At 39.4% G+C, this 24,455-nt stretch carries 22 protein-coding genes; 11 read left to right on the forward strand and 11 right to left on the reverse strand.

All coding sequences use genetic code 11. The features are described from left to right. The first annotated feature begins 44 nt into the window (after positions 1-44). Both AC27JL_RS13600 and AC27JL_RS13605 read left to right on the forward strand, forming a co-directional pair. Positions 45-1,568 (forward strand): CYTH and CHAD domain-containing protein, encoded by a 1,524-nt coding sequence (locus AC27JL_RS13600; RefSeq protein ID WP_010556984.1) that lies wholly within the window; start codon positions 45-47, stop codon positions 1,566-1,568. Then, positions 1,568-2,260 (forward strand): START domain-containing protein, encoded by a 693-nt coding sequence (locus AC27JL_RS13605; protein ID WP_487195994.1) that lies wholly within the window; start codon positions 1,568-1,570, stop codon positions 2,258-2,260. The genes AC27JL_RS13600 and AC27JL_RS13605 overlap by 1 nt, the downstream gene beginning before the upstream one ends. A 74-nt stretch (positions 2,261-2,334) precedes the next feature. On the opposite strand, the gene AC27JL_RS13610 is transcribed toward AC27JL_RS13605, so the two are convergent. Next, entirely contained in the window at positions 2,335-3,846 is a 1,512-nt protein-coding gene (locus AC27JL_RS13610) for a S10 family peptidase (RefSeq protein ID WP_487195832.1), read from the reverse strand. A 392-nt stretch (positions 3,847-4,238) separates the two neighbouring features. Between AC27JL_RS13610 and AC27JL_RS13615 the strand changes: the two genes are divergently transcribed. The 4 genes from AC27JL_RS13615 (at position 4,239) to mrcB (ending at position 9,739) form a co-directional block, all read left to right on the forward strand. After that, positions 4,239-5,462: a response regulator gene (locus tag AC27JL_RS13615; protein ID WP_243531410.1), complete on the forward strand. Its 1,224-nt coding sequence runs from the start codon at positions 4,239-4,241 to the stop codon at positions 5,460-5,462. Between the two features lie 212 nt (positions 5,463-5,674). Beyond that, entirely contained in the window at positions 5,675-6,013 is a 339-nt protein-coding gene (locus AC27JL_RS13620; RefSeq protein ID WP_004587162.1) for a P-II family nitrogen regulator, read from the forward strand. A gap of 9 nt (positions 6,014-6,022) precedes the next feature. After that, complete coding sequence (locus tag AC27JL_RS13625; RefSeq protein WP_008130095.1) at positions 6,023-7,252, forward strand: ammonium transporter; 1,230 nt, start codon at positions 6,023-6,025, stop codon at positions 7,250-7,252. Between the two features lie 144 nt (positions 7,253-7,396). Next, a complete protein-coding gene (gene mrcB / locus AC27JL_RS13630) occupies positions 7,397-9,739 on the forward strand; it encodes a penicillin-binding protein 1B (protein ID WP_487195833.1) in 2,343 nt (780 codons plus the stop codon). 72 nt (positions 9,740-9,811) lie between these two features. Here the strand turns inward: mrcB and AC27JL_RS13635 are convergent, their stop codons facing one another. From AC27JL_RS13635 to AC27JL_RS13655, 5 genes are all read right to left on the reverse strand, one after another. After that, the gene (locus AC27JL_RS13635) at positions 9,812-11,653 is read right to left on the reverse strand and encodes a methyl-accepting chemotaxis protein (protein ID WP_487195834.1); all 1,842 of its coding nucleotides are present in this window, start codon (positions 11,651-11,653) and stop codon (positions 9,812-9,814) included. A 179-nt stretch (positions 11,654-11,832) separates the two neighbouring features. Beyond that, complete coding sequence (gene hemL / locus AC27JL_RS13640) at positions 11,833-13,113, reverse strand: glutamate-1-semialdehyde 2,1-aminomutase (protein ID WP_487195835.1); 1,281 nt, start codon at positions 13,111-13,113, stop codon at positions 11,833-11,835. A 33-nt stretch (positions 13,114-13,146) separates the two neighbouring features. Next, positions 13,147-14,163 carry an aspartate carbamoyltransferase gene (locus AC27JL_RS13645; RefSeq protein WP_487195836.1) on the reverse strand — a complete coding sequence of 339 codons (1,017 nt, stop codon included), beginning with the start codon at positions 14,161-14,163 and terminating at the stop codon, positions 13,147-13,149. Between the two features lie 116 nt (positions 14,164-14,279). Further along, a complete protein-coding gene (locus tag AC27JL_RS13650; protein ID WP_006791506.1) occupies positions 14,280-14,714 on the reverse strand; it encodes a CopD family protein in 435 nt (144 codons plus the stop codon). Positions 14,715-14,729: 15 nt separating this feature from the next. Next, a complete protein-coding gene (locus tag AC27JL_RS13655; protein ID WP_487195837.1) occupies positions 14,730-16,412 on the reverse strand; it encodes a chloride channel protein in 1,683 nt (560 codons plus the stop codon). 321 nt (positions 16,413-16,733) lie between these two features. Between AC27JL_RS13655 and erpA the strand changes: the two genes are divergently transcribed. Next, positions 16,734-17,072, forward strand: coding sequence for an iron-sulfur cluster insertion protein ErpA (erpA, locus tag AC27JL_RS13660; RefSeq protein ID WP_006791504.1), 339 nt, complete (start codon positions 16,734-16,736; stop codon positions 17,070-17,072). 44 nt (positions 17,073-17,116) lie between these two features. Here erpA and AC27JL_RS13665 read toward each other — a convergent pair whose 3' ends face one another. Next, positions 17,117-17,305: a hypothetical protein gene (locus tag AC27JL_RS13665; RefSeq protein WP_006791503.1), complete on the reverse strand. Its 189-nt coding sequence runs from the start codon at positions 17,303-17,305 to the stop codon at positions 17,117-17,119. Between the two features lie 449 nt (positions 17,306-17,754). Between AC27JL_RS13665 and AC27JL_RS13670 the strand changes: the two genes are divergently transcribed. Continuing rightward, positions 17,755-17,994 (forward strand): helix-turn-helix domain-containing protein, encoded by a 240-nt coding sequence (locus AC27JL_RS13670; protein ID WP_006791502.1) that lies wholly within the window; start codon positions 17,755-17,757, stop codon positions 17,992-17,994. A 74-nt stretch (positions 17,995-18,068) separates the two neighbouring features. Here the strand turns inward: AC27JL_RS13670 and AC27JL_RS13675 are convergent, their stop codons facing one another. The 4 genes from AC27JL_RS13675 to AC27JL_RS13690 are packed head-to-tail and all read right to left on the reverse strand — an operon-like array spanning position 18,069 to position 21,823. After that, on the reverse strand, positions 18,069-19,448 hold the full coding sequence (locus AC27JL_RS13675; protein ID WP_487195838.1) for an AmpG family muropeptide MFS transporter: 1,380 nt from the start codon (positions 19,446-19,448) through the stop codon (positions 18,069-18,071). 46 nt (positions 19,449-19,494) lie between these two features. Next, the gene (locus AC27JL_RS13680) at positions 19,495-20,115 is read right to left on the reverse strand and encodes a peptidylprolyl isomerase (RefSeq protein WP_006791500.1); all 621 of its coding nucleotides are present in this window, start codon (positions 20,113-20,115) and stop codon (positions 19,495-19,497) included. A gap of 2 nt (positions 20,116-20,117) precedes the next feature. Continuing rightward, entirely contained in the window at positions 20,118-20,678 is a 561-nt protein-coding gene (locus AC27JL_RS13685; protein WP_010556992.1) for a YajG family lipoprotein, read from the reverse strand. 2 nt (positions 20,679-20,680) lie between these two features. Then, positions 20,681-21,823 (reverse strand): methyltransferase, encoded by a 1,143-nt coding sequence (locus tag AC27JL_RS13690; RefSeq protein ID WP_008129536.1) that lies wholly within the window; start codon positions 21,821-21,823, stop codon positions 20,681-20,683. A 42-nt stretch (positions 21,824-21,865) separates the two neighbouring features. Between AC27JL_RS13690 and AC27JL_RS13695 the strand changes: the two genes are divergently transcribed. From AC27JL_RS13695 to fabV, 3 genes are all read left to right on the forward strand, one after another. Further along, positions 21,866-22,459: an alpha-ketoglutarate-dependent dioxygenase AlkB family protein gene (locus AC27JL_RS13695; protein WP_008129534.1), complete on the forward strand. Its 594-nt coding sequence runs from the start codon at positions 21,866-21,868 to the stop codon at positions 22,457-22,459. A gap of 78 nt (positions 22,460-22,537) precedes the next feature. After that, positions 22,538-22,849: a BolA family protein gene (locus AC27JL_RS13700; RefSeq protein WP_487195839.1), complete on the forward strand. Its 312-nt coding sequence runs from the start codon at positions 22,538-22,540 to the stop codon at positions 22,847-22,849. A gap of 113 nt (positions 22,850-22,962) precedes the next feature. Then, the gene (gene fabV, locus AC27JL_RS13705) at positions 22,963-24,156 is read left to right on the forward strand and encodes an enoyl-ACP reductase FabV (RefSeq protein ID WP_487195840.1); all 1,194 of its coding nucleotides are present in this window, start codon (positions 22,963-22,965) and stop codon (positions 24,154-24,156) included. Positions 24,157-24,455: the final 299 nt, after the last annotated feature.

A 24,455-nucleotide genomic window follows, 5' to 3' on the forward strand; every position in this document is an offset into this window, starting at 1 on the left:
TTATTTTGACCACTTATTTATTTTAAAGGTAATCCGCAGACCGAATGGATACTGAGATAGAACTGAAATTTTTGGTATCAGATGCCGTTGTTCCACTGATCCCCTCACTAATTACTCAATTTGCTAAAACGGTTATAAATAAACCATCGCGTAGTTTGCAAAATGCCTATTATGATACGCCAAGCCGTGAACTACGAGCTCTTGATATTGGCTTTAGAACCCGTTGTTCTGACAATCAGTGCGAACAAACTATCAAGCTTGCCGGCGAAGTTGTAGGGGGCCTTCATCAGCGCCCAGAATATAACTTACCTATTGATTCCAGCCGCCCTAATTTAATGGCGTTTAGTGCTGATATTTGGCCACATGGCATGCAAGTAGATGCAATTTCACAAAATTTGTATCCTATTTTCAGCACTAACTTTATTCGCCGTACGTGGTTAATTGAAACGCAAGCTGGTGCAAAAATTGAAGTGGTGCTTGATAAAGGCGAAATTGCAGCCTCGGGTCAAGTTGAGATGATCAGCGAGCTGGAAATAGAATTAATTGAAGGCAGCCGCAATGAGCTGTTTGCTTTGGCTGATATTTTAGTTAGCCAAAACTGTATTCGACTCGGTTTGTATTCAAAAGCAGCACGCGGCTACCGTTTAGCCGACGACAATCCGCTTAAGCCTAGTAAGTCGATTGGCTTTGTTAAGCTTCCTCGTTCTGCAACCCAAGAAAGCGCTTTAAAAGAAGCAATGAACTTTGGTATTCGGTTTGTGCAAAAGCATGAGCAGTGTTATTTCGATAAACCGAGTTTAAAAACCTTAAAAAGGGTGACTGATGGTATTAGTTTAATTCGCCATACTTTTTGGTTGTTTGACGATATAGTTTCTAAAGACAGTACCGAACAGCTTCGTACCGAGCTTAAGTGGCTTTTGAGTGAGTTAGCATGGGTAGAAAATGCAATTCAGTTAAAAACTTATACGTCAAAACGTCATGCATTTTATAAAAAAATAAATGCGGCGCCAGCTTTGGCGCAAGTTATTAACGATTTAAAAGAGCTACAGCCTAGTATTGATGACATTAATGCGCTTTTTCATAGTGCTCGTTACAATCGTTTATTGCTCTCGTTAACAACGTGGTTGATTGACAAGCAATGGCGAAAAGATTGGGGGCAGGTAGAGCTCCAAGCTGCAGAAAATCCAGTGTCTTCTATTGCTGAAAGATTGTTTAATAAAGACTGGAAAAACCTGCATCAATTATTGCCTAAAGAGCAAACGCTAGGTGTACTTGACTACCTTAATTTACGAATGCAGCTTGAAAACAGCTTGCTAAGTGGTAATTGCTTAGGATCGATGTTCGATAAAGAAGAACGTCTTGAGTTTAGGTTGCCGTGGTTAGATATTTCGCATGGTGTTTATGAACTCAGTACCCTAGAGTACTTAAAGCAATTATGCGCAGGTCAAGACGATGAGCAACTTGCAAAAATTCAATCTTGGCTGGAGCAAAAGTCTGAATATTTAGTCAGTGCAATGGAGCAAAGTAGACTTGCTTCGTATGACATAGAGCCTTATTGGCAAAAATGATGATAAAGCACTTTTGCAAGTTAACCTCTATGCAAAAGTGCATTAGTTTATTAATTATTTTGTTAAGCTTTAATGTTTACTCTGAGCCCCGTTGGCAATTATACAAAAACGAGCAAGGAGTAAGCATTGAATATCAGCAATTCTCTAATGATACGTTTATTGTAAAAGGTCAGCTTAATATTGAAGATGTAACAGCCAATGACTTTTTAGATTTATTAAGTGATACGCGTATTGCTTCAAGCTGGCTTGAAAAGACGTCTAAAGTACGTGTAATTAAAGCTTTAAGCCCTTCAGAAAACCTTGTTTATAGTTATATCGACTCCCCTTGGCCAGTGGCAAACCGTGATGCCGTTACCTATTCGTGTTACTCAAGACTCTCTCCTCAGCAAACCAAGCTTTCTATTGAATCGCGTCCTGAAGAGTTACCATTAACTAAGCGGGTAGTTAGAATAAAAACGCTAAACGCACATTGGTTACTTACACAAAAGGGCGAAGATTTAAATATTGAGTATCAGGTTTATGCTTTACCAGGGGGAAATATACCAACGTGGCTATACAATAAAGTGGGGCTTAAAAGTACCTTCAAAACGCTCGTTAATTTACGCACAATGTTAGAAACTAAAAGCTACACCGCAATCGAACCGGTTATTAAAGTTGGAAGTTGTAATTTACGCGAACTAACCGTTAAATAAGTTATTGTAAAACTGGAAGGGTGTTCACCTATAAATGACTCAGGTAAGCCATTTATAGGTGGTTGATCAATATTTTAATATTTGGCAGCTTTAGATTCTTTAGGTAGTGAGTTTTGTATAAACTCTCTTAAGTCGTTATTTGAGCTTTCTAAATCAGCGTGGCGAAGATACATCATGTGCCCACTTCTGTAGCCTTTAAAGCTTAGACGGTCTTTCATTTTTCCACTTGGATCTAATTGCCACATTGTGTATTTGGCATCAAAGTAATTAGTTGCACCATCGTAATAACCCGCCTGTACCATTACATTCAAGTAAGGGTTTTGAGCCATCGCAAGACGAAGGTTTTCACCGGTATTATTGCCACTTCTATCCCAAGGATGAACGTTACCAAATAAGTTATATTTGATGTCGGTTTTATAGTTTAACTCCTCGCGTAGGTAGTAATTAATCGCAGGCGTAAAAGAGTGCAACCATGAAGTCAGCTCTGCCCAGTAGTCAGGTGAGTCACCAGCATCGCGTTTGTCTATACCTAAATAGCGAGAGTCTAAACGGCCGACTGTTTGTCCTCGGTCACGCAATAATTCCTTCCAAAAGTATTGTGTAGGGATATCGAGGTTGTTTTGATCGACAAAGGTTTCTGAAAGGCCTGCATACTCAGCCATTTTTTTAATAATACGACGCTTTTCGTCTTGCGCTAAAAAACCGCCCTTTGCTAATGCGGGTATTAGTTCATTTAAAGTAAATTGCTCAACTTCAGGAAGGAGTTCATCTAAGTCTTTTGCTTGTAAGTTGGCGTTTAGTGCTTTGTGATACCACGCTGTGGCTGCAAAATACGGCAAACGATTTGCCGCTTTAACTGGGCCTTCGCGTTTGATACCAATGTCTGTTGGTGACACTAATACAACACCGTTTATATACATCCATTGGCTATTTTGTAGTTCATGTGCAAGGCCTGATACGCGTGTTGTGCCATAACTTTCGCCAATTAAAAACTTTGGAGAGCGCCAACGCTCTGTTCTATTTACAAAAGTATTTAACCACTCGCCAAGGTATTTAATGTCGGCGTTAACGCCAAAAAACATCTCTTTTTGTTGAGCTTTAGAAAGCATTTCGCCTTTTTCATTTTCAATAACTCGCGAATAGCCTGTATTTACTGGATTTACGTAAACAATGTCGGCAACATCAAGCACAGAGTACGGGTTGTCTTTTACACCGTAGGGTTGAATAGGATAGCCTTCATCATCAATTTTTAATACGCGAGGGCCTGTATAGGCTAAGTGCATCCAAACTGAGGCTGAGCCAGGGCCACCATTAAAAGAAATGAGCAATGGGCGTTTGGCTCTATCATCAACTTTATCGCGCGTGTAATACGTGTATTGTAGCGTAGCAACGGCATCACCGTTGTCGTCCCAAACGGGTTGAGTGCCTGTGGCAACCGTATAATTAAAGCGTTGACCATTAATTTTAGTTTTGTGTTGGGTGACTACTTTACTGTCTACATCAATACGGCGCTGATTATCAGCATCAGCAAGCGGGCTGAGCATTAATGCAAAAACCGTGATTGGTAAAATACGACTAAGCTTCATGAGGTGTCCTTATTATATTTGATAACCTAATTAAAGATAAAAATAAGCAAAATAACAAAAGTAATGAGACTAGCTGCCGATATTAATGGTTGAGTTAATTACCATAAGCCGATAAGTAAAATAATCAATTATTTATGGTGTAAATTTTTGTTTAATTATTTAGCTAAGAATTAAAATCGGGTATATTTGCCAGCAAGTTTGTTTTTATTACAATTATTGATTTACAAGCTGGTTAATGGAATGTGCTTTAATATTTAAAGCGTTAAATAACAATGGCTCTGGGATGTTTTTTATTTACTTATTTTTGCTGCTTAAAGTGTGGTACCAGTAAGTTTTATTATTTTGTGTTTGCAGCAGATGTTGCAAAAATAATGAGAACAAAGAGAAGGTCTATGCAAAGAGTATTAGTGGTTGAAGACAGTAAAGTAGTCCAGCAGGTTTTACGCCACTTAACTGCCCAGTATTTAGATGTTGCCGTTGATTTTGCCTGGTCATTGGCTGAATGCCAGGAGCATGTAGAAAAGTACGACTATTCATTAGCACTTGTTGACTTAACTCTCCCCGATGCCCCAAATGGCGAAGTTGCCAAATATACACTTTCTAAAGCAATTCCTACGGTTGTGCTTACATCAAAGATAGACGAGTACAAACGTCAGCAAATGCTAGAAGATGGTGTGGTAGATTACGTTATAAAAGATAACCGTGATTCTTATCATTATGCTGTTAAGTTGGTATCACAACTTCTCAGAAACCAAGGCTGTAAAGCGTTAATTGCCGACGATTCTATGTTGAGCCGTTCATTAATGAAACAAATGCTCGAAAAGCAATTGTTTGATGTAAGCACAGCGAATGACGGCCAGCAAGCGCTTGAAATATTAAAAGCTGATCCAGATATAAAGCTACTTATGACCGATTACGCCATGCCAACAATGGATGGCTTTGAACTAGTTAAAGCAGTTCGTAATTTTAGAGGGCGAGACGATTTAGCTGTAATAGGTTTATCTGGAGCGGGAAAGCACGGTTTATCAGCACGCTTTATAAAATATGGCGCAAACGACTTTTTGACTAAACCCTTTATGAATGAAGAATTTCATTGCAGGGTGTTGCAAACAATGGAGCAGTTATCACTGATTGCAGATATAAAAGAAAGTGCTTTTAGAGATCATTTAACCGGTTTGTATAATCGACGTTATTTTTATCAATATGCTGAAAAGTTATTAAAAAATCAAAATCAAAATAATACGCTAGCGTTACTCGATGTGGACTTTTTTAAAAATATAAACGATACATTTGGTCACGAAGGCGGCGATCAGGCGCTTAAGCAGGTTGGGTCTCTTATTCGCTCAACTTTTGCAAACTTTACTGTAGCAAGGGTGGGTGGTGAAGAATTTGCCATTGTTCTACCAGATATCGATTTAGCCAGAGCACGCGAATATTTAGAAGCGTTTAGAAAAAAAATGGCGAGTTACGATTTTTCTATTAGTGACAAGTCTTGCACGATAACAGCGAGTATTGGGCTTGCAGAGTTTCAAAATACCAATTTAAAAGATGCGATGCGTGTTGCCGACAAGGCGTTATACGAAGCAAAAAGCAAAGGCAGAAACTGTATCGGGTAACTGTTTATATTATAGCGCAATTTTGGGGTCGTTTTTATATGTGCACCAATGTAGCGGAGTTGTTAAAAAAACGCACCTAAATGGTGCGTTTTTTTTATGGTGAGTTTAGCTTTAAAGGTTAAGTTGTTGTTTTTAAATTAAATTAAATAGTGGCACAAAGGTTGGATTATGTTACCCAACAGGATAACAATAAAGAGTCCGAGGGGGCCGCTATGAAAATGATTAGTGCAATCATAAAACCATTTAAATTAGACGATGTGCGTGAAGCGCTCGCTGATTTAGGAATTGAGGGGATGACTGTAGTTGATGTTAAAGGTTTTGGACGTCAACGAGGTCATACAGAGCTATATCGTGGTGCAGAGTACCAAGTCGATTTTATTCCAAAGATCAAACTTGAAATTGCAACTCGTACAGAAAATTGTCAGCGCGTTGTTGAAGCAATCACAAAAATTGCATCAACAGGCAAAATTGGTGACGGCAAAATTTTTGTGTACGACTTAGATCAAATAGTTCGTATCCGTACTGGCGAACTTGACGAAGAGGCAATTTAAGAGGGGCTTATGGAAAATACAATTGTAGAACTTAAATTTTCACTCGATACATTTTACTTTTTGATATCGGGTATATTAGTTATGTGGATGGCTGCTGGTTTTGCCATGTTAGAAGCGGGCTTAGTTCGTTCTAAAAACACCACTGAAATTTTAACTAAAAACATCGCGCTTTATTCAATCGCGTGTACCATGTTTTTGTTAGTTGGTTACAACATTATGTATGTAGACAACGCTGAGGGCGGAATTATGCCATCACTGGGCGCGTTAATTGGTACGCAAGCTGCTGATGCCGACCACTCTTTAGAGTCTGACTTTTTCTTCCAAGTAGTTTTCGTTGCAACAGCCATGTCAATTGTATCTGGTGCGGTTGCTGAACGAATGAAACTATGGGCTTTCTTAGCATTTACTGTTGTTTTAACTGGTTTTATCTACCCAATGGAAGGTTACTGGACATGGGGCGGTGGTTTCTTGTCTGAAATGGGCTTTGTTGATTTTGCAGGGTCTGCCATTGTTCATGGTGCAGGTGCAGCAGCAGCACTCGCTGGTGTAATTTTACTAGGTGCTCGTAAAGGTAAATACGGGAAAAATGGTGAAGTTTATCCAATTCCAGGTTCTAACTTACCGCTTGCTACTTTAGGTACATTTATTTTGTGGATGGGTTGGTTTGGTTTTAACGGTGGTTCACAGTTATTACTATCTGATAAAGAAAACGCAACGGCTGTAGGTCAAATCTTACTTAACACTAACGCGGCTGCGGCAATGGGTGCAATTGCAGCACTATTTGTATGTAAAGTATTATGGGGCAAAGCTGATTTAACAATGGTACTTAACGGTGCGTTAGCGGGCTTAGTTGTTATTACTGCAGACCCTCTTTCACCTTCTCCATTAATGGCTTGTCTACTAGGCTTACTAGGCGGTTCATTAGTTGTATTTAGCATTATAGCTCTAGACAAAATTAAGATTGATGACCCAGTAGGTGCTATTTCTGTACACGGTGTATGTGGTGCACTAGGTATTATGCTGGTTCCACTTTCAAACGGTGATGCAAGCGTTGTTAATCAGTTAATCGGCTTAGTAACTATATTGGCATTTGTTTTTGTAGCGTCACTTATTGTGTGGGCTATATTAAAATACACAATGGGTATACGTGTTACAGAAGAAGAAGAGCTTAACGGTATGGATCAACACGACTGTGGTGTAGAAGCTTACCCTGAGTTTGTATCTGTTCGTAATAACTAAATTTATATAGTGTGTTCATCAAAGCTCTACTTTAGGTAGAGCTTTTTTTCGTTTCAGGGAAGGTTAATTTTTCAGGTGTTAGGGTTATTGCCAATATGCTAAGCTCCCCTTTGTAAATAAACCGTTGGAACACATTACACTTACATGGCTGATAATAAAAAAACACCTAGTAGTAAAACCCCTTCAAAGCGTGCAACGAAAGCAAGCAGTTCGCCACGTAAAGCTAAACCCAAATCTACAAAAAAAACGGCAACTACTGTTGTTAAACGCTCATTTATGAGAAAAACATGGTCAGTTTTTTGGAAGCTGAGTTTGGCTGTTTTTATTGCTATGGCCATGTACTTTATTTATTTAGATTCAAAAACAACACGTGTATTTGAAGGAAATAAATGGCAACTCCCCGCTCAAGTGTATGCGCGTGCAATGCAGTTTTACCCAGGGCAATTCTTATCAAGTCAAGAAGTAGAATTTGAACTTGAACGTCTAAATTATTCATCTGTTAATAGGCTCAGCCGGACCGGCCAATACGTAAAAACGGCTGATAGCATTAAAATTTACCGACGAGAGTTTGAATTTTATGATGGGCTGGAGGAGTCTAAGATTGTTGAACTGCGTTTTGCGGGACAAAAGGTAGCCTCTGTAAAAGATAAATTTGGTAGGCGTTTGAACAACGCTCGATTAGAACCTGTACAAATAGCCCGCATTGGTAACGATTCGAAGCAAGATAGAGAATTTGTTCCCCTTGATAAGTTTCCTGCTATGTTAAAAGACACTTTGCTAGTGGTGGAAGACCGTAATTTTTATGAACACCACGGTGTATCTGTTTTTTCTATTTTACGCGCTCTATATACCAATATTAGAGCAGGGCGCACAGTCCAAGGCGGTAGCACGTTAACGCAGCAACTCGCTAAAAATATATATTTAACCCGTGAACGTTCGCTGCTGCGAAAAATCAATGAGGCGTTTATTGCGCTTATTCTTGATTATCGTTACTCAAAAGACCAAATATTAGAGGCCTACTTAAACGAGGTTTATTTAGGTCAATCTTATAACCAAGGCGTGCATGGCATGGGCTTGGCGTCTGAGTTTTATTTTTCAAAACCAGTAGATGAGCTTGAATACGATCAAATAGCGTTGCTAGTAGCGATGGTGAAAGGGCCGTCTTATTACAACCCTCGCCGCTACAAAGAGCGCACTATGGAGCGTCGCGATTTAGTACTTCGCCTCATGGTGGAAAATAAATTAATAAGCACAAAAGAATACCGAGCATCCCTTAAGCGCTCAATTGACATTGCGCCAATGAAAGAAAGTTTACAAAAATCATACCCAGGGTATTTAGAACTGGTGAACCGTGAATTAAATAAATTACTACCCGATCAGCAGATACTAGATGCTGGTGTTAGGGTGTTTACTTACTTTGATTTACAAAAACAAACAGCAATGGAAAACTCGGTTGAGAAAAGCTTACCTTATTTAGAGAAACGCCCTAAAACAGATAAGCTTGAGGTTGCTATGATCTCTGTAAATTCAGATAAAGGTGGCGTATCGGCCCTTGTAGCAGGGCGTGACGTTCGATATTCAGGCTTTAATAGAGTACTGGATACAAAAAGAAATATAGGGTCTTTAGTTAAGCCTGCAGTTTATTTAACAGCACTACAATCACCAAATTATAATTTAGCCACATTACTTGATGATTCGCCGTTACAGGTAACAAACGAAGAAGGTAATGTATGGCAGCCTGAAAATTTTGATCGCCAATACCGTGGTGCAATCCCGCTTTATCAAGCATTTAGTAATAGTATTAATATTCCTGCTGTTAATTTAGGCTTAGATATAGGAGTGGATAAAGTTGCAAACACGCTTAAATCACTCGGAGTGGAAGGTCAAATAGATGAATACCCGTCTTTACTCTTAGGTGCTTTAGAATTATCTAGTTTTGATGTTGCGCAGCTTTACACCACCATAGCAAATGACGGTGAGTATAAGAAGTTGACGTCTATATCAGCACTTACTGACTCTGTAGGTAACGTGCTATATAAACATCAAGTAAGTGCGGAGCCTCGTTTTGATGAAGCCTCTGCGTACATGACCAAATATGCAATGAAGCGTGTAACAAAAGACGGCACAGCAAAGCGGTTAAACTTACACTTTCCGTCTATTCAACTAGCTGGTAAAACAGGGACTAGCAATGATTTACGTGACAGCTGGTTTGCAGGGTTTGATCAAAACACGGTAACCGTTGCATGGCTTGGCCGCGATGATAATAAAAGCACCGGTTTAACTGGCAGTGCCGGGGCGCTAGAAGCCTATATCCGTTATTTAAAACCACTCAACCCACAAGCCATTGCCGATACTCGCCCCCCTTCAATCCGTTGGGCCTTTGTAAACGAGCACACAGGTAAACAAGCTCCTCCAGGATGTGGGAAAGTGATACAGCTTCCATTAAGAGTGAGTGAATTTGAGCCAAGGCCTCGCTGTATAAAATGATAACTCAAACAACAAAGCCGCTATTTAGCGGCTTTGTTATTTATAGATATTTAGCGCTATAGATATTAAAAGCTAAGACTTAAAAAAGCGCATTGACGTTGTTAAATCATTCGATAAGCGTGAAAGCTGCTCTGCGTCTTGCAGCGTTGATTGCGCTGACACTAATGTATGATCAGCTAAGTTATTAACTTCTTGCGAGTCATTAAGTGCCTGAGTCGTCGCGTTGGCTTGCTGTTTAACTCGTTCAGCGATGACCTCGCCTTGATGCTTTATATCCCCCATACTTCTTTCTGCGCTTTGCAGTACAGTATTTGTTTGGTTTGCGGCTTCGACAGATAACTCCATTTTTTCAACGCTTGAACGCATTTTAACTTGTGTATCGTCAGATGCCTTTTGCAGTGAGCTAATAATTTGGTGAATTTCTTGTGTTTGTGTTTGTGTGCGTAATGCAAGTGTTCTTACTTCGTCTGCGACTACCGCAAAACCACGTCCGTGTTCACCCGCTCTAGCTGCTTCTATTGCAGCATTGAGTGCTAATAGGTTTGTTTGGTCGGCAATTTCACTTATCCCTTTACTTACTTTACTAATTTCTTGGCTATCTTGAGCTAGTCGGTCAAGTGCTTGCTGACTTTCAGTAAACTCCATTTTTAAATCTTGCATGTATTGAGCAAGCTCCATGGTATTGCTCGACCCCTGTTTTACATGCTCAGCGGCATTTTGTGCAGTAAGTGTTGCCTGATGGGCTGATTCTTCAATTGTATGTGCAGTTTGCGCCATGTCGCTCAACGCATGGCTAATTGCATTTACCCGCGTTTGCTGTTTTATTACGTCGTCACTGGTTTGACTACTGGCATGCGAAAGAGACTGAGTGGCATCGCATAACTCTTTGGTACTGGCTTTAACATCTGAAAGTAGATGTGAAAAGGCATTGAGTAGGGCGTTGTATTGCTCAGCAATAACGCTCATTTCGTCACTCCCGATTGAGTTAAGGGTTGCCTTTAAGTCACCGTTAGCTGCTTTAGTGGCTGCTTTAGTGAAGCGACTTATGGTGTCAACGACTGCAAAATAAAACCCAACCATTAAATAAAGAGCAAACAGTAAACTTATTATAGAGGCGATCAGAACAGTGTTTCTGGTCCACTGCTGGGTTTGTATTTTATTATTAATTAACGATTCTAGAGTTGGAATACTGATGTTGATTAAAGCGCTAATATTTTTTTGAACATTGTCAGTGAGTGCTGAAAATTCACGCTGAGTTAACTCTATGTCGTCGGGTTCCAGTAGTTTTTTATCTATCGCGTTCTTAAATGCTGAGACTGATTTTTGTAGTTCATTTAAAGTGGGAGAAAGCGCTTTATTTACCGATTTATCCGCTGACGTTGCAATAGCTAGTGTTTTTAAAAGTTGCTGCTCAAATTGGGGTAACGATTTACTTAGGTTTGAAAGTGCAATAAAGGTATCTGGAGTAAATTGGTTATTGTTCAGTACTGTATTTGCGCTCGCGGCAGTTAGGTTTATTTGAGTGATAAAAGCAGGGACACGGGTTACCAATGCACGATTTAAATAGGCGCTGGCAAGTTCGCTATCTAGCGCTAAGTTAGATTGAATAGACACAAGCTCAAGGACATCGTCTACTTCGCTGTCTTTAATTTTAAAGCCCAGCGAGCGTGCCACATTTATATTTTTATCGGTTGTCCCTTGTATTTGATTGGTAAGTATTGCCCGATAGCCTTTTAAACCTTGTTGTTCCATTTTCGACACATCAATACTTTTACTCAATAACGACACCAAAAAAAACATGCTTAGTGCAAGTGGGATCAAGAGAATGCCAAACGTGATGCTTATTTTAGTTTTGTATTTTAGATTCGCCATTAAGCGCATTGCAGGCGCAGCTAACTGCCGTAATCCAGACATAAGACTCTCTTGTATTTAATAAAGTAGGGTGAAGATAAGTAGACCTTGTTATGCTTAATTATCATTCAATTATATCAATTTACAAATAAAAAAAGCCCTTAAAGGGCTTTTTCAATCTTTAGTATTGATTGCCTGTTTTAAAAGTAGGTATATAAACCCCGTTTAGGCAATACTGGCGATTAAAGTTTTGCGAAACAGCGCTCTGCTGCAGCTATAGTTTCTTGTACTTCCTGTTCCGTGTGCGCAGCACATACAAAACCAGCTTCAAATGCTGATGGCGCAAGGTATACGCCTTCTTCAAGCATAAGATGGAAAAAGCGTTTAAAACGCTCTAGGTCACACTCAGTCGCTTGTTTGTAAGTGGTTACCTTTTCAGCATCAGTAAAGAAAAAGCCATACATGCCGCCCGCGTAGTTTGTTGTAAGTGCGATACCTGTTTTTTTAGCGCCTGCTTCAAAGCCTTCACATATTGCTTTTGAAATAGCTTCTAGTTTGTCGTGTAATCCAGGCTCACTTAATAGCTCTAATGATTTTAAACCTGCAGCCATAGCTATTGGATTACCAGACAGTGTTCCGGCTTGATATACTGGGCCAACAGGAGCAATGTAATCCATAATTTCAGTTTTGCCGCCAAATGCGCCTACCGGCATGCCGCCGCCTATTACTTTACCTAAACATGTTAGGTCAGGTTTTATGTTGTAATACGCTTGTGCACCACCAAGAGCCACACGAAAACCGGTCATTACTTCGTCAAAAATAAGCACTGATTTGTATTCATCACAGACTGCGCGCAGGCCTTCTAAAAAGCCTTCAACAGGTGGAATACAGTTCATGTTACCCGCCACCGGCTCAACGATAATACAGGCAATTTCGTCAGCGTATTTTTCAAAAATAGCTTTCACTTCTTCAATGTTATTAAACGATACTGTTAATGTGTGTTTAGCAAAGTCTTCAGGAATACCTGGTGAATTAGGCACGCCCATAGTTAATGCACCCGAGCCCGCTTTAACTAAAAGTGAGTCGGCATGGCCGTGGTAACAGCCTTCAAATTTAAGAATTTTGTCACGATTAGTAAAACCACGCGCTAGGCGAATTGCGCTCATAGTTGCTTCGGTACCTGAGCTAACCATGCGAACTTTTTCAATTGACGGTACAAGCGCTTTTACTTTCTCAGCCATTAAAATTTCAGCTTCAGTTGGCGCGCCATAGCTAAGGCCGTTTTCAACTGCTTCATGAACCGCTTGTTTTATAGCTGGGTGATTGTGACCCATGATCATTGGGCCCCACGAACCTACGTAATCGATATAACGATTACCATCAGCATCAAAGGTGAATGCACCTTCAGCTTTTGTGATAAATAATGGTGTGCCACCTACGCCATTAAAAGCGCGCACTGGTGAGTTTACGCCACCAGGAATAGAGGTTTGAGCGCGTTCAAATAAGTCTTGGCTAATTGTCATGAAAAATCCTATAAATTGTCACTTAAAAAAGGGTTAGCTGTCGCGTTTGCGGCTAAACCAAGGCACGTCTACTTCATATTGCTCAACTTTGTTTTCTACGCCGAGCGTTAAAGCAAACAATGCCATACGAATTAATACGCCGTTTTGTACTTGGCGAAATATAGCTAAATTGTCGTTGCTGTTTAAGTCGTTATCAAGCTCGTTAGCTTCAGTACGACTATCACGAGGAAGCGGATGCATTAGCACTGAATTAGGCTTACAGTGTGCGTTATAAATTGACTGGCTAATTCTAAATCCGCCACGGTATTTATTTGCTTCTTCTTGAGATGGAAAGCGTTCTTCTTGAATACGTGTTTGATACACGATATCGGCCGCTAAGTTACCTTCCATTTTGTTCACTAGCTCTATTTTATGGCCAGCATTTTCTACTGCATCTAAAATACTGGTTGGCATTTGCAAGCCATCGGGTGCCACCATTGAAAATTTAACGTTTTTGTAATGGCACAATAGTTTTGATAACGAATGAACAGTACGACCGTATTTTAAATCGCCAACCAAAGCGATGTGCATACCATCAATGTTTTGATCAAAGCGGTGTAACTCACGTTCTATAGTAAGTAAATCTAGCAGTGCTTGAGTAGGGTGTTCATTTGGGCCGTCACCGCCATTAATTACAGGTACGGTACAGCCTTCGGCAAATTCACTCACCGAGCCTGCGTCTGGGTGGCGCATAGCTACCGCATCTACATAAGCTGAAATAACACGCGCTGTATCGTATAAAGATTCACCTTTAGCAAGAGCTGAACTTTGCATGCCTGTTGTTTCACGCACGCCTCCACCAAGCAGGTTAAACGCGGTACCAAAACTAACGCGCGTACGTGTGCTGGGTTCAAAAAACAAATTAGCTAAAATGGCGCCCTCAAGCACCGTTGTTTGCTTTTGCTTTTTAGCATAAGGCTCCATCTTTTTTGCTACTGCAAAAATACGTTCAATGCAGTCTCTGTCTAACTGATTAACAGACAGAATATGTTCACCTTGGAAACTTAACATGGGGTTATTCCTAGTTTTTCAAAAGGGCGCGATAATCCATAATATGGGGCACGCAATCGCGCATATTAGATTTTAAGTCGTGTGTAATTAATGCGGTATTTTTTATACCAAATAACTCAAAGGCTCGGTTTAATTACTGCCAGTGCAACTATAATAAGTAATGCAATAACAGGTAATTCATTAAAAATTCGGTAAAAACGATCTGTTTTAGTATTTCTGTCGTGTTTAAAGTCGGCTAGTAATTTAAAGCAGTACGCGTGGTATAAATATAAAATTATAACTAGCACTAGTTTATAGTGCAGCCACATACTGTATTTAAACCATTCACGGCCATATTCCACAATCGTTAGTACACCAAAAACAGCCGTTAAAATAGCAAATGGCGTTACAAAATAAAGGAGCCTGCGTTCCATTACTTTTAGCATAGAGTTACATGCACGCTCTTGGCTCATTGCGTGGTAAACAAATAACCGTGGTAAGTAAAAAATGCCTGCAAACCATGCAATCATAAAAAATATATGCAGCGTTTTATAAATCAGTAATGCGCTCATAATAACCCTTATTATTTATAGTAAGCTGTTACGGATGGTTAAAATATGATGAATTTGATCCCAACGTAACAGCCCCATTATTTGTTGATTATCTAACAGGTTGTATACATATAAAGCGCCACTGCGCTTATCTTTTAGTATATCAAAGGCATCAGCTAACGTTGCTTGACTGCTAATACCTTGTAAGTTTACATAGTTCAGGTTGATTGCTTGATCAGACATTAAGCTTAAATCGTATTCTGCAAGTCGATACCCGTTTTCTTCGTCAAACACAATCAATGGCGTTTGGCTGTCCATGGCATCGAGTGTATTTTTTATTTGCTCTTTGTCGTTTGAAAACAGCAATTTAAAGTTTTCATCCATATCATCCATAATTCCCACCTTTTGTAGCGCCTCTGTGGCAGGGGAAACATGATAGGGAAGCCCCTGAAAATCAAGTTGCTGCAAAAATATAGAGCGATTACCAAACACTTGTAATGCGGTTACATAAGCTGTTGTTATCACAAGCATGGCTGGGACAATTATTTCTGGCGACGATGTAAGCTCCATTACTGTTGTTAACGCTGCAAGTGGTGCATGTAATGTGGCGGCCATTAACCCCGCCATGCCCAATACACCATAAGTTCCGGCAATATCAGTACCAGGGCTAATAAACTGAGCAAAAAACGCCATCATAGTCCCAACTAAAACACCTAACCCAATAACTGGACCAATTAACCCTCCCGGTATACCTAAACCTATAGCAAATAAAGTTGCTAGTAATTTAGCAATTAAAATAGTGGTGAGTAATTGCACATTATCTGGCGACTCCACCGCAATAGCTATCGCGCTCATGCCAGATCCCATTGCTTGTGGAACGGCATAAGCAATTAAACTTGCGATACAACCTGCAATGAGTAAACGAGGAAACATACTTAAAGGTTTAAATGTTTTAATAATTAACATTAAGTTTTGATTAAAGCTGTATGCAATAGCGCCCAGTGCCATACCGCATAAAATTAAATATGGATAGTGCCAACCACTCAAAGGAGCAATTGTTATGAGTGCAAGTTCTGACCCTCCCCCAAATACGAACTGAGTAGCAAGTGCACCTGTTACTGCAGCAAGCATAATAGGGACAAAAATATGAACTTTGTATTCTCTTAACACGACTTCCATAACAAAAATAACGGCGGCAAGAGGCGTGTTAAAGGATGCAGCAATACCCGCAGCAACACCACAGCCGCTTAATGTGCGCATGGCATTGTGTGGTAAGTGGAGCTTATCGGCTAAAATACTGGCGCCCGTTGCTCCCATATGTACCGATGGGCCTTCTCGCCCAACCGAAAAACCACTGATTAATGCCAAAGCCCCCCCAACAAATTGGTTGAGTGTATTGTATAAAGGCATTTGCCCGTAATGACGTTTAATACGATGAATAACGAATGGGATACCTAACCGATAATGTTTGAAACCAGTAAAAGCGGCAAATGACGCAATTAAAAATGCTGCAATTAAAGGCATTAAAACACGTTCAATAGTTGGCAAGGTTGTAAAGTCGTCTGGGGTTTCTAAAAATAAACTTTGAAAAAAGAGAATTGTTAAGCGGAATAAAATAATAAAAAATGCAGCAATTAACCCAGCAACTACGCCTAAAAGGCATAATTGTACAGATGTTTTAGGTTGTGCGAGTCGACGCCTGAGCTGCTCCAGCCACATGCATTTTTTCCTCAGTGCATTTTTCAGCTGTATTTTAGCAAAAGCCAACCACTAAGTCCTTGTGATTTTATAAAATTATTAACTTAAATTAGCTATTTATGGCAAATAATAAAACGAAGTTTTTTAGTTAAAATAATTACTTGTTTAACATGCCACTAGTTGCATATTAAAGTGCTGTTTTTTTTCAGTCAATATAAGCGATATGCAGTCATTTTTAATGTATTTATGGGTATAACTTAGAGCAAAGCGTTAATTGACTATACTTGATTAAAACACTCGGGTATTAGATAATCACGCCATTACGATATTGAGGGTTTTAAAATGTCAGAAGAATTACCAATTCAGTTTAGCGATGCAGCAGCTGTTCGTGTTAAACAATTAATCGATGAAGAAGAAAACCCAGAACTAAAACTGCGTGTTTACGTAACGGGTGGTGGATGTTCTGGCTTTCAGTACGGTTTTACTTTTGATGAAAAAGCAAATCCTGGCGATTTAGAAATTGTAAAAAATGGCGTAACGCTAGTGGTTGACCCTATGAGTATTCAATATTTAGTTGACGGTGTAGTTGACTATACTGAGGGCTTAGAAGGTGCACGCTTTTTTGTATCTAACCCGAACGCAACAACCACATGTGGTTGTGGTGCAAGTTTTAGTGTGTAAACACAGACTAATAAAAAAAGCCGCATTAGCGGCTTTTTTTATGCCTATAAATTAGAGGGGGCATACTCTGTGATCTGCATCATCAATACAAAAAAGCCCAGTACAAATGCAGATAGTACTAAAATATACATAAACCCTTTTTTACCTTGCTTAATTGGCACGCCATTATGGCGCAAGAATAAGTACCACCCTGCACATAAAATAATCGGTAATAAAAAAAGAAGCCTGAACATTATGTAACCTTTTTTGTGTTGATTATTGCCCAATATTAAACGAATAACATTAACATGAAATAAATTTGTTATAAAAATGCTTATTTATATTTTTATAATAAAAATATTATTTTTAATGTTTTTGATAACTTAGCTGAAATATTCAGTGTTTGTAAATGTTCACTGGGGTTGATTTTGACTAAGGCGAGCAATTAACTATTTAACCAAAGTGTTAATAGTATATAATGTATCCAAGAATGAGACGGGCAAAATTTCATTCTAATAACAAAAACCTTTTACCACATTTTAAGCGTCGTTTTTTAGCTATGTGGGTGGGAGTGAGTAGCAACCAGTGCTTTGAGAAGCGATAGATTGCTATTTAAAACATAAGTTACTGCTTACTTGCCTACAGCTATGGTAACGACTGCTGCTTTTGTGGTGTTGTCTAATCGTCTAGTAGGAGATGTAAAATGATGGGGAAAACTGTTTCTTCAGAAGAGAACGCTAAGTTAACAACATGGCTTAAAAGCAAACGCCATGAAAAAGGCCACACAATGAGAAGCCTTGCACAGGTGCTTGGAACGCCTCACTCGTTTATCGGCAAAATTGAAAATCAAGAACGCCGTTTAGATGTAGTTGAGTTTGTTCGTTATTGTACAGCGCTAGAAGTTGACCCACATGAAGCACTAAGCCTGCTTAAAGTAGATTAATAGTGTGTTGCTTAGTTCATTCAGGGGCATATTAAATGTGCTAAGCAAAATATTAATGCATGGATGCATTAAGCTTAATAGCTACTATGGTAGTTTTTCTCAAGCTCATACAATTTGTGTCTTATTGCATACAAAAATAGTAAAGAGGGGAGCACCATTAAAGCGGTTAATACAAAAAATAACGACCAATTTCCCATTAGCCAATCATCAATTACAACCCCACTGTAACTCGAAAGTAATGTTCTTCCTAAATTCCCCAGCGACGCCAACAACGCATAATGTGTTGCACTAAACGCTCTGTCACATAGCATAGATATAAACGCGACCATAGCAACGAGAGACCATGCTTGTGTAAAGCCATCAATTACTATAGCAAAAGCATATAAACCTAAGTTAGGGCCCACTAATGCAATAGCAGAAAAAGCTAAATTAGATGCAGCCATGGCTACACCACTAACAAATAACCCTTTCACAATGCCATATTTTTGATTAAATAAGCTGCCTACGAAGGTAAAGGCAATGGTGAGCACAGCGGTGCCAACTTTTGAAAAAGTAGCTATATCGCTATTGCTAAAACCTATTTCTTTATAAAAAACAATCGACATTCGTCCTAAAAACGCTTCGCCAATTTTAAATAGGAAAATAAAAGCAAGTAGTGCTAGTGCAGTTTTAACACCATTTTTTGCAAAAAATGTTCTAAAAGGGTCAATAATTGTAACAACCAACCAGGCAACGACTTTATTGAGAGGTGTTTGATTAATAGTAGCAAGCTTTTCAATGTAAACACGTTCTAGTTCTTCGTGAACGGCTTCTCTATTAGAGGCGGGCTCTTTAGCAAATAGCACTCCTCCCATTAATACCAATATTACAGCAGCTAAAAAGTAGTAAACTTGTGGCCAACCGAGTGAAGGAATATCTGCCATATAAAATGGAATCGCACCCAATAACGCGTAGCCTGTCCACCATCCTGAGGTTGCCATGGCTGCGGCAGCCGTTGCTTTGTGTGATTCACTTTCGCTTAGGGTATCTATTCTAAATGCGTCTATCGCAATGTCTTGTGTGGCAGATGCAATTGCAATTAATAAACACAGTGCTGCAGCAATCGCCAAGTTAGCTTTGAGGTCAAGGCCAGCAAGAAGTAATGTGCCTAAAAACATAAAGCTTTGGCAAAACAATATCCAGCTACGGCGTTGGCCTAGCCACTTATATAAAATAGGCAGTTTTGTACGATCGATTAAGGGCGACCACAAAAAGTTGATGCTGTAGGCACCAAATACAATACCAAATAAGCCTATCATGATTCGGCTCAGGCCTTCATCCTTTAGCCATGCCGACATTACAGAGCCAATTAATACCCAGGGGAAACCACTGCTAATACCAAAAATAAACACATTAATTAAACGTTTATCTTTAAAATACGAAAAGTATTCGCTGAAAGAGAGAGTGTTGCTCATAGGGCCTTCATTGGCGAGTGGGTGCAGCTATACCGCACCTCATTAATTATAATGGTGTTGGCTCAATCATTTTAATATTTAAAATGACCACTGGTGTTTCTGGCACAAAGTCATAACCAATTTTTTCGTTGTAAATTGTTTTAACAGCCATAATTTTATCAAGGGTTTCGTATCCATCCATTACAGTACCAAACACCGCAAATCCCCAGTCTCTTCCAGGATTTAAATGGTCATTGTTATCCATATTAAAGAAAAACTGGCGAGTACCTGAATGCGGCTGTCTGTCTTGGTATGCCATGGCAATACTGTACATATCATTTTTTAGACCGTTCCCGCTTTCATTAAAAATAGGATCGTTTTGATGTAAGCCTTCCATGTCTTTATCATATCCACCACCTTGTATAACAAAATCGCGTTCGTTTTCTTCGTCGCGCTCAACACGATGAAAAATACTACCCTGATAACTTTTATCTGATACATAAGTTAAAAAGTTATTGACTGTAATAGGGGCACGAGAACGGTCTAGCTCGACAATAATACTGCCTAGTGATGTTACTATTTCAACACGTGGAAACATATTGTCTTTTTGTACAAATCTGCCCTCTTGGGCTGCTAAGCTTGCTGCGCTAAAACAAAGAGCTAAACAAAGTATAAAAAGTCGTTTCATGGTTAACCTTCTAAAAACTGTATTAATTCAGGATCTGACACAATGCGGGTTATCATTTGTTCAGTCAACTTATTGAGTTGACCTTCTATTTTAGCTCTGTCGTGGCCAAGCGGGCCTTCTAGCGCTGCATTACCGCTATACTTTTTTGTAAAATTACTTGTAGCACGGATTACGCGAACACTCAGTTCAATTTTTGCTTCACTTTTATGGCTTACTAAGGTTTCAGTAACCACTGCTTGTAAGGCATTTATATCTAGCTCAAATCGAGTGGTGGCTAAATTTGAAATGCTCGCGCCATTACGACTAAGTGCACTGTCTAGTGCACTTTTAATCGACTCTGTAATACCTTGGCTTGCAAATGTTTTGGTTTTGTCTGACTCAACTAGAGTTAGGGTAGAAGTATCGCCACGTACATCAATAACACTCGTGCTCAGGCTACTATTTAAAGTGCTCACTTGGCCACTTTGGTAAACCGGGTTAAGTATGACTTGGCTTGGTTGGTTTGCACAGCCTGCTAAAATACAAAATGCAGCACAGCCAAATATACGGTTTATTATTGTCATTGTTATAACACCCCACTATTTTTAGTTGAACTTAAAACCACAAATTTTTTGTTTGAACCTAATAGCTTACAGTTACCAAACATACGGTTTAACTTGTCATGATAATCTAAATGACGATTACCAATAATACGGAGCTCACCACCTTCTTTTAACGTGTCCTTAGCTTGTTTAAACATTTGCCAAGCAATGTGATCAGTAACCGCTTGTGCTTGGTGAAATGGTGGATTACATAGCACCATATCTACACTGTTTTTTTCAAAGCCGGTTAGGCAATCGTTTTCGATAAATTCGCAATCATCAAATCGTTCTGCCATGTTTTGCTCTACGTTAAGTCGTGCAGACTCGACCGCCATGTACGATTCATCAACAAACGTTACAGAGGCTTTAGGGCAGCGCGCTAAGGTCATAACACCAACTACGCCATTACCACAGCCTAAATCAATAATTTGTTTAGCTTTTGGTGTTTGCGGCAAGTAGTTAAAAAAGAAGCGCGCACCAATATCTAACGAATCACGCGAAAACACATTTGCATGGTTTGTAATATTAAACTCGGTGCCTTCAAGTTGCCATGAAACAGGGTAATCAGCAGCTTTATAGCCGCCTTTTGCGCTACTTAAAATAAGGCGTGACTTTTTCACCGCTAAGCTTGTTTTAGTTTCACCAATAAACTGTTCAAACGCCTTAATTGTTGAGTTGTGAATATCTTTAGTTTTACCAGCTGCAATAACAGGTGTGCCTGGTGCAAGAACTTCGCTTAACTCACTTAATTGAAACTGCAAAAAGCCAACATTACGTGGTATTTTAATTAACACTAAATCTACGTCTTCTGGAAGTGCCGAGAGGCTGTCCAATTGTGTAAATTGCACAGTAGACAGCTTATTCTCTTGTAAATTATATGCTGCAGCTTGGTGGCTAATATACGAGTCATTAACTGAACAAACCGTTAATTGATTAAAACTACAGGCAAGAGCACCAAAGCTGTCATTTAAAATAAGCAATGAGCGACAATCAGGATGATGTTCGTTAACATAATTGATAAGGTACTCATCGCCCGAATCCCACGCTTGTAAACTGCGGTTTTTTTGATCCAAAGGGAAGCGTTCAAGAGTAAAAGTTTTATCGCCTAGCTGGGCTTGCGTCGTCATAGTGGTTTTTGTATCAGTAAACTAATGTAGGTAAATTCTAACATGCAACGGCAAAACGCCAACCCCCAACAGTTGCCTAATGGCTTTTCTTATCAAACAAAGGCGCTTAGCGCACAAAAAAGCCTCGATTTATTTTATTATCTGCAAAAAAACCTTAAGTGGCAGCAGCCAGAAGTCACGGTTTACTCTAAAACTGGACCAATCCCACGCCTGCAATGCTTTATTGGCGACCATAAAATTGAATACGGCTATTCAAACAGTAAGTTAATAACTGAACCCTGGCCTAGTACATTAATGGCAATGCGAAAAAGGTTAGAGGCACATTTAAACCAGCCTTTTAATTCTTTATTAGTCAACTATTATCGCGATGGCAACGACACTATGGGGTGGCACAGTGATGATGAAATAGAGTTAGGCCAGCAGCCCACTATAGTGTGTATATCGCTTGGGGCAGAGCGAGTATTAAAGCTAAAAGACAAAACCAGTAATAAAATAACGGATTTAAAATTACACAGTGGTAGTTGTTTGGTCATGAGTGGCAATAGCCAGCGAGACTTTCAGCATGCTATTTTAAAGCAAACCAGCTTAGTGCACCCGCGAATAAGTTTAACCTTTAGGTATATAAAACAAGGCTAGTTGCGTAATTTAGTTAGCCAATGGGCAGGGCTGCTTGCTATGATAAGTTCATAAATTAGCTATAAATAATGGTTTTATATGTCAATGCAGCAACAAATCCAAGAAAAAGTCAGCAATGCTATTGCGTGTAAGCATTTAAATGTTATTAACGAAAGTCATATGCACAGCAAAGGCACTGACTCGCACTTTAAAGTTATTGTGGTAAGCGAGGAGTTTTTAGGTAAACGCCTTTTGCAGCGCCATCGTCAAATTAATGAAATTTTAAAAGAAGAGCTTGCAAACCACATACATGCATTGGCTATTCATACTTACACTCCTGACGAATACACTGAACATGACGGCGAAGCGCCAGCATCGCCAAACTGTTTAGGGGGATCTAAATTAGATTGATTAATTGAGGTTTGACAGTTATTTACAACTGTATTTAACTGATCAGATCAGTGTTTTAAGTATTAGCCTTTAAACTAGCGCTAATTTTTATAGTAAAAGATATAGGATCATCAATGGTCATTAAGCCAAAAATTCGTGGATTCATTTGTACAAACGCTCACCCAGTAGGCTGTAGTGAACATGTGCAAGAGCAAATTAACTATGTAAAACAACAAGGTGCATTAAAAAACGCACCAAAAAATGTGTTAGTTATTGGTGCATCTACAGGCTACGGCTTGGCATCGCGTATTACGGCAGCATTTGGTGGCGGTGCTAAAACATTGGGTATTTTCTTTGAAAAAGAAGGTACCGAGCGTAAAACAGGGTCAGCAGGTTGGTATAATACGGCTGCTTTTCAAAATGCGGCAGACGAAGCCGGGTTATGGTCTAAAAATATCAACGGTGATGCCTTTTCAAACGAAATAAAACAAAAAGCAATTGATACGATTAAAGCAGATTTAGGCAAGGTTGATCTGGTCATTTACAGTTTAGCGTCGCCTCGTCGTACTGACCCAAACACGGGTGAAGTTTACTCATCAACGTTAAAGCCAATCGGCAATGCAGTTACAACAAAAAATCTAAATACGTCAAAGCGTGAAATTGACGAAATTACTGTAGAGGCAGCAACACAAGACGATATCGACAACACCATTAAAGTAATGGGTGGTGAAGATTGGGAAATGTGGATTAATGCCCTTCAAGCCGCTGACGTGCTAGCAGATGACTTTAAAACCACAGCTTACACCTACATAGGTAAAGAATTAACGTGGCCAATTTACGGGCACGCGACTATTGGTAAAGCTAAAGAAGACTTAGACCGTGCAACGGTTGCGATAAAAGAGTCAACTAAAGCGTTAAATGGTCAAGCGTATGTTTCATCACTCAATGCTGTTGTAACACAAGCGAGCTCTGCTATACCAATTATGCCATTGTATATTTCAGCTTTATTCAAGGTAATGAAGGCGGACGGAACATACGAAGGCACCATTGAGCAAATTCATGGTTTATTTACCGAAAACCTGTACGGTGAAACGCCGCGTTTTGATGATGGCGGACACTTATTTCAAAACTACAAAGAACTTGAAGACGATGTTCAAGCACGTATCCAAGCAGTATGGGACAAAGTAGATACCAGCACGATTGACGAGTTGACAGATTACGTTGGTTATCACAATGAGTTTTTACGCTTATTTGGTTTTGGCATTGAGTCAGTTGATTACGACCAAGATGTAGAGCCAGTTCAAGCAATTGCAAATATGATTGACTAATCAATTAAGTGAATAGTCAGGGCTTGCTTGTCTTTTTTGGTAAAATGTTAAGTATCCTGTTTGGCATTTCGGTAATACAGAACTGATGTTGTGTGGTTATTGCCCATAAATAAGTATTATTGCTAAACAGGTACCGCCTTAAGATTCAGTAAGCTTTAATCCTATAAAGTCAACATGCCCTAATTTAAAAGTCGCTTCATGCGACTTTTATCAATTAAAAAACCTCATTCTTTGCTTAAGCTACCACTTTGGTCTAACTTAAATTTTATTAAATCTAGCTAACAAAACCAAATAAGCGT

It is taken from the genome of Pseudoalteromonas sp. 4NS20-0020 (genome assembly GCF_057554385.1).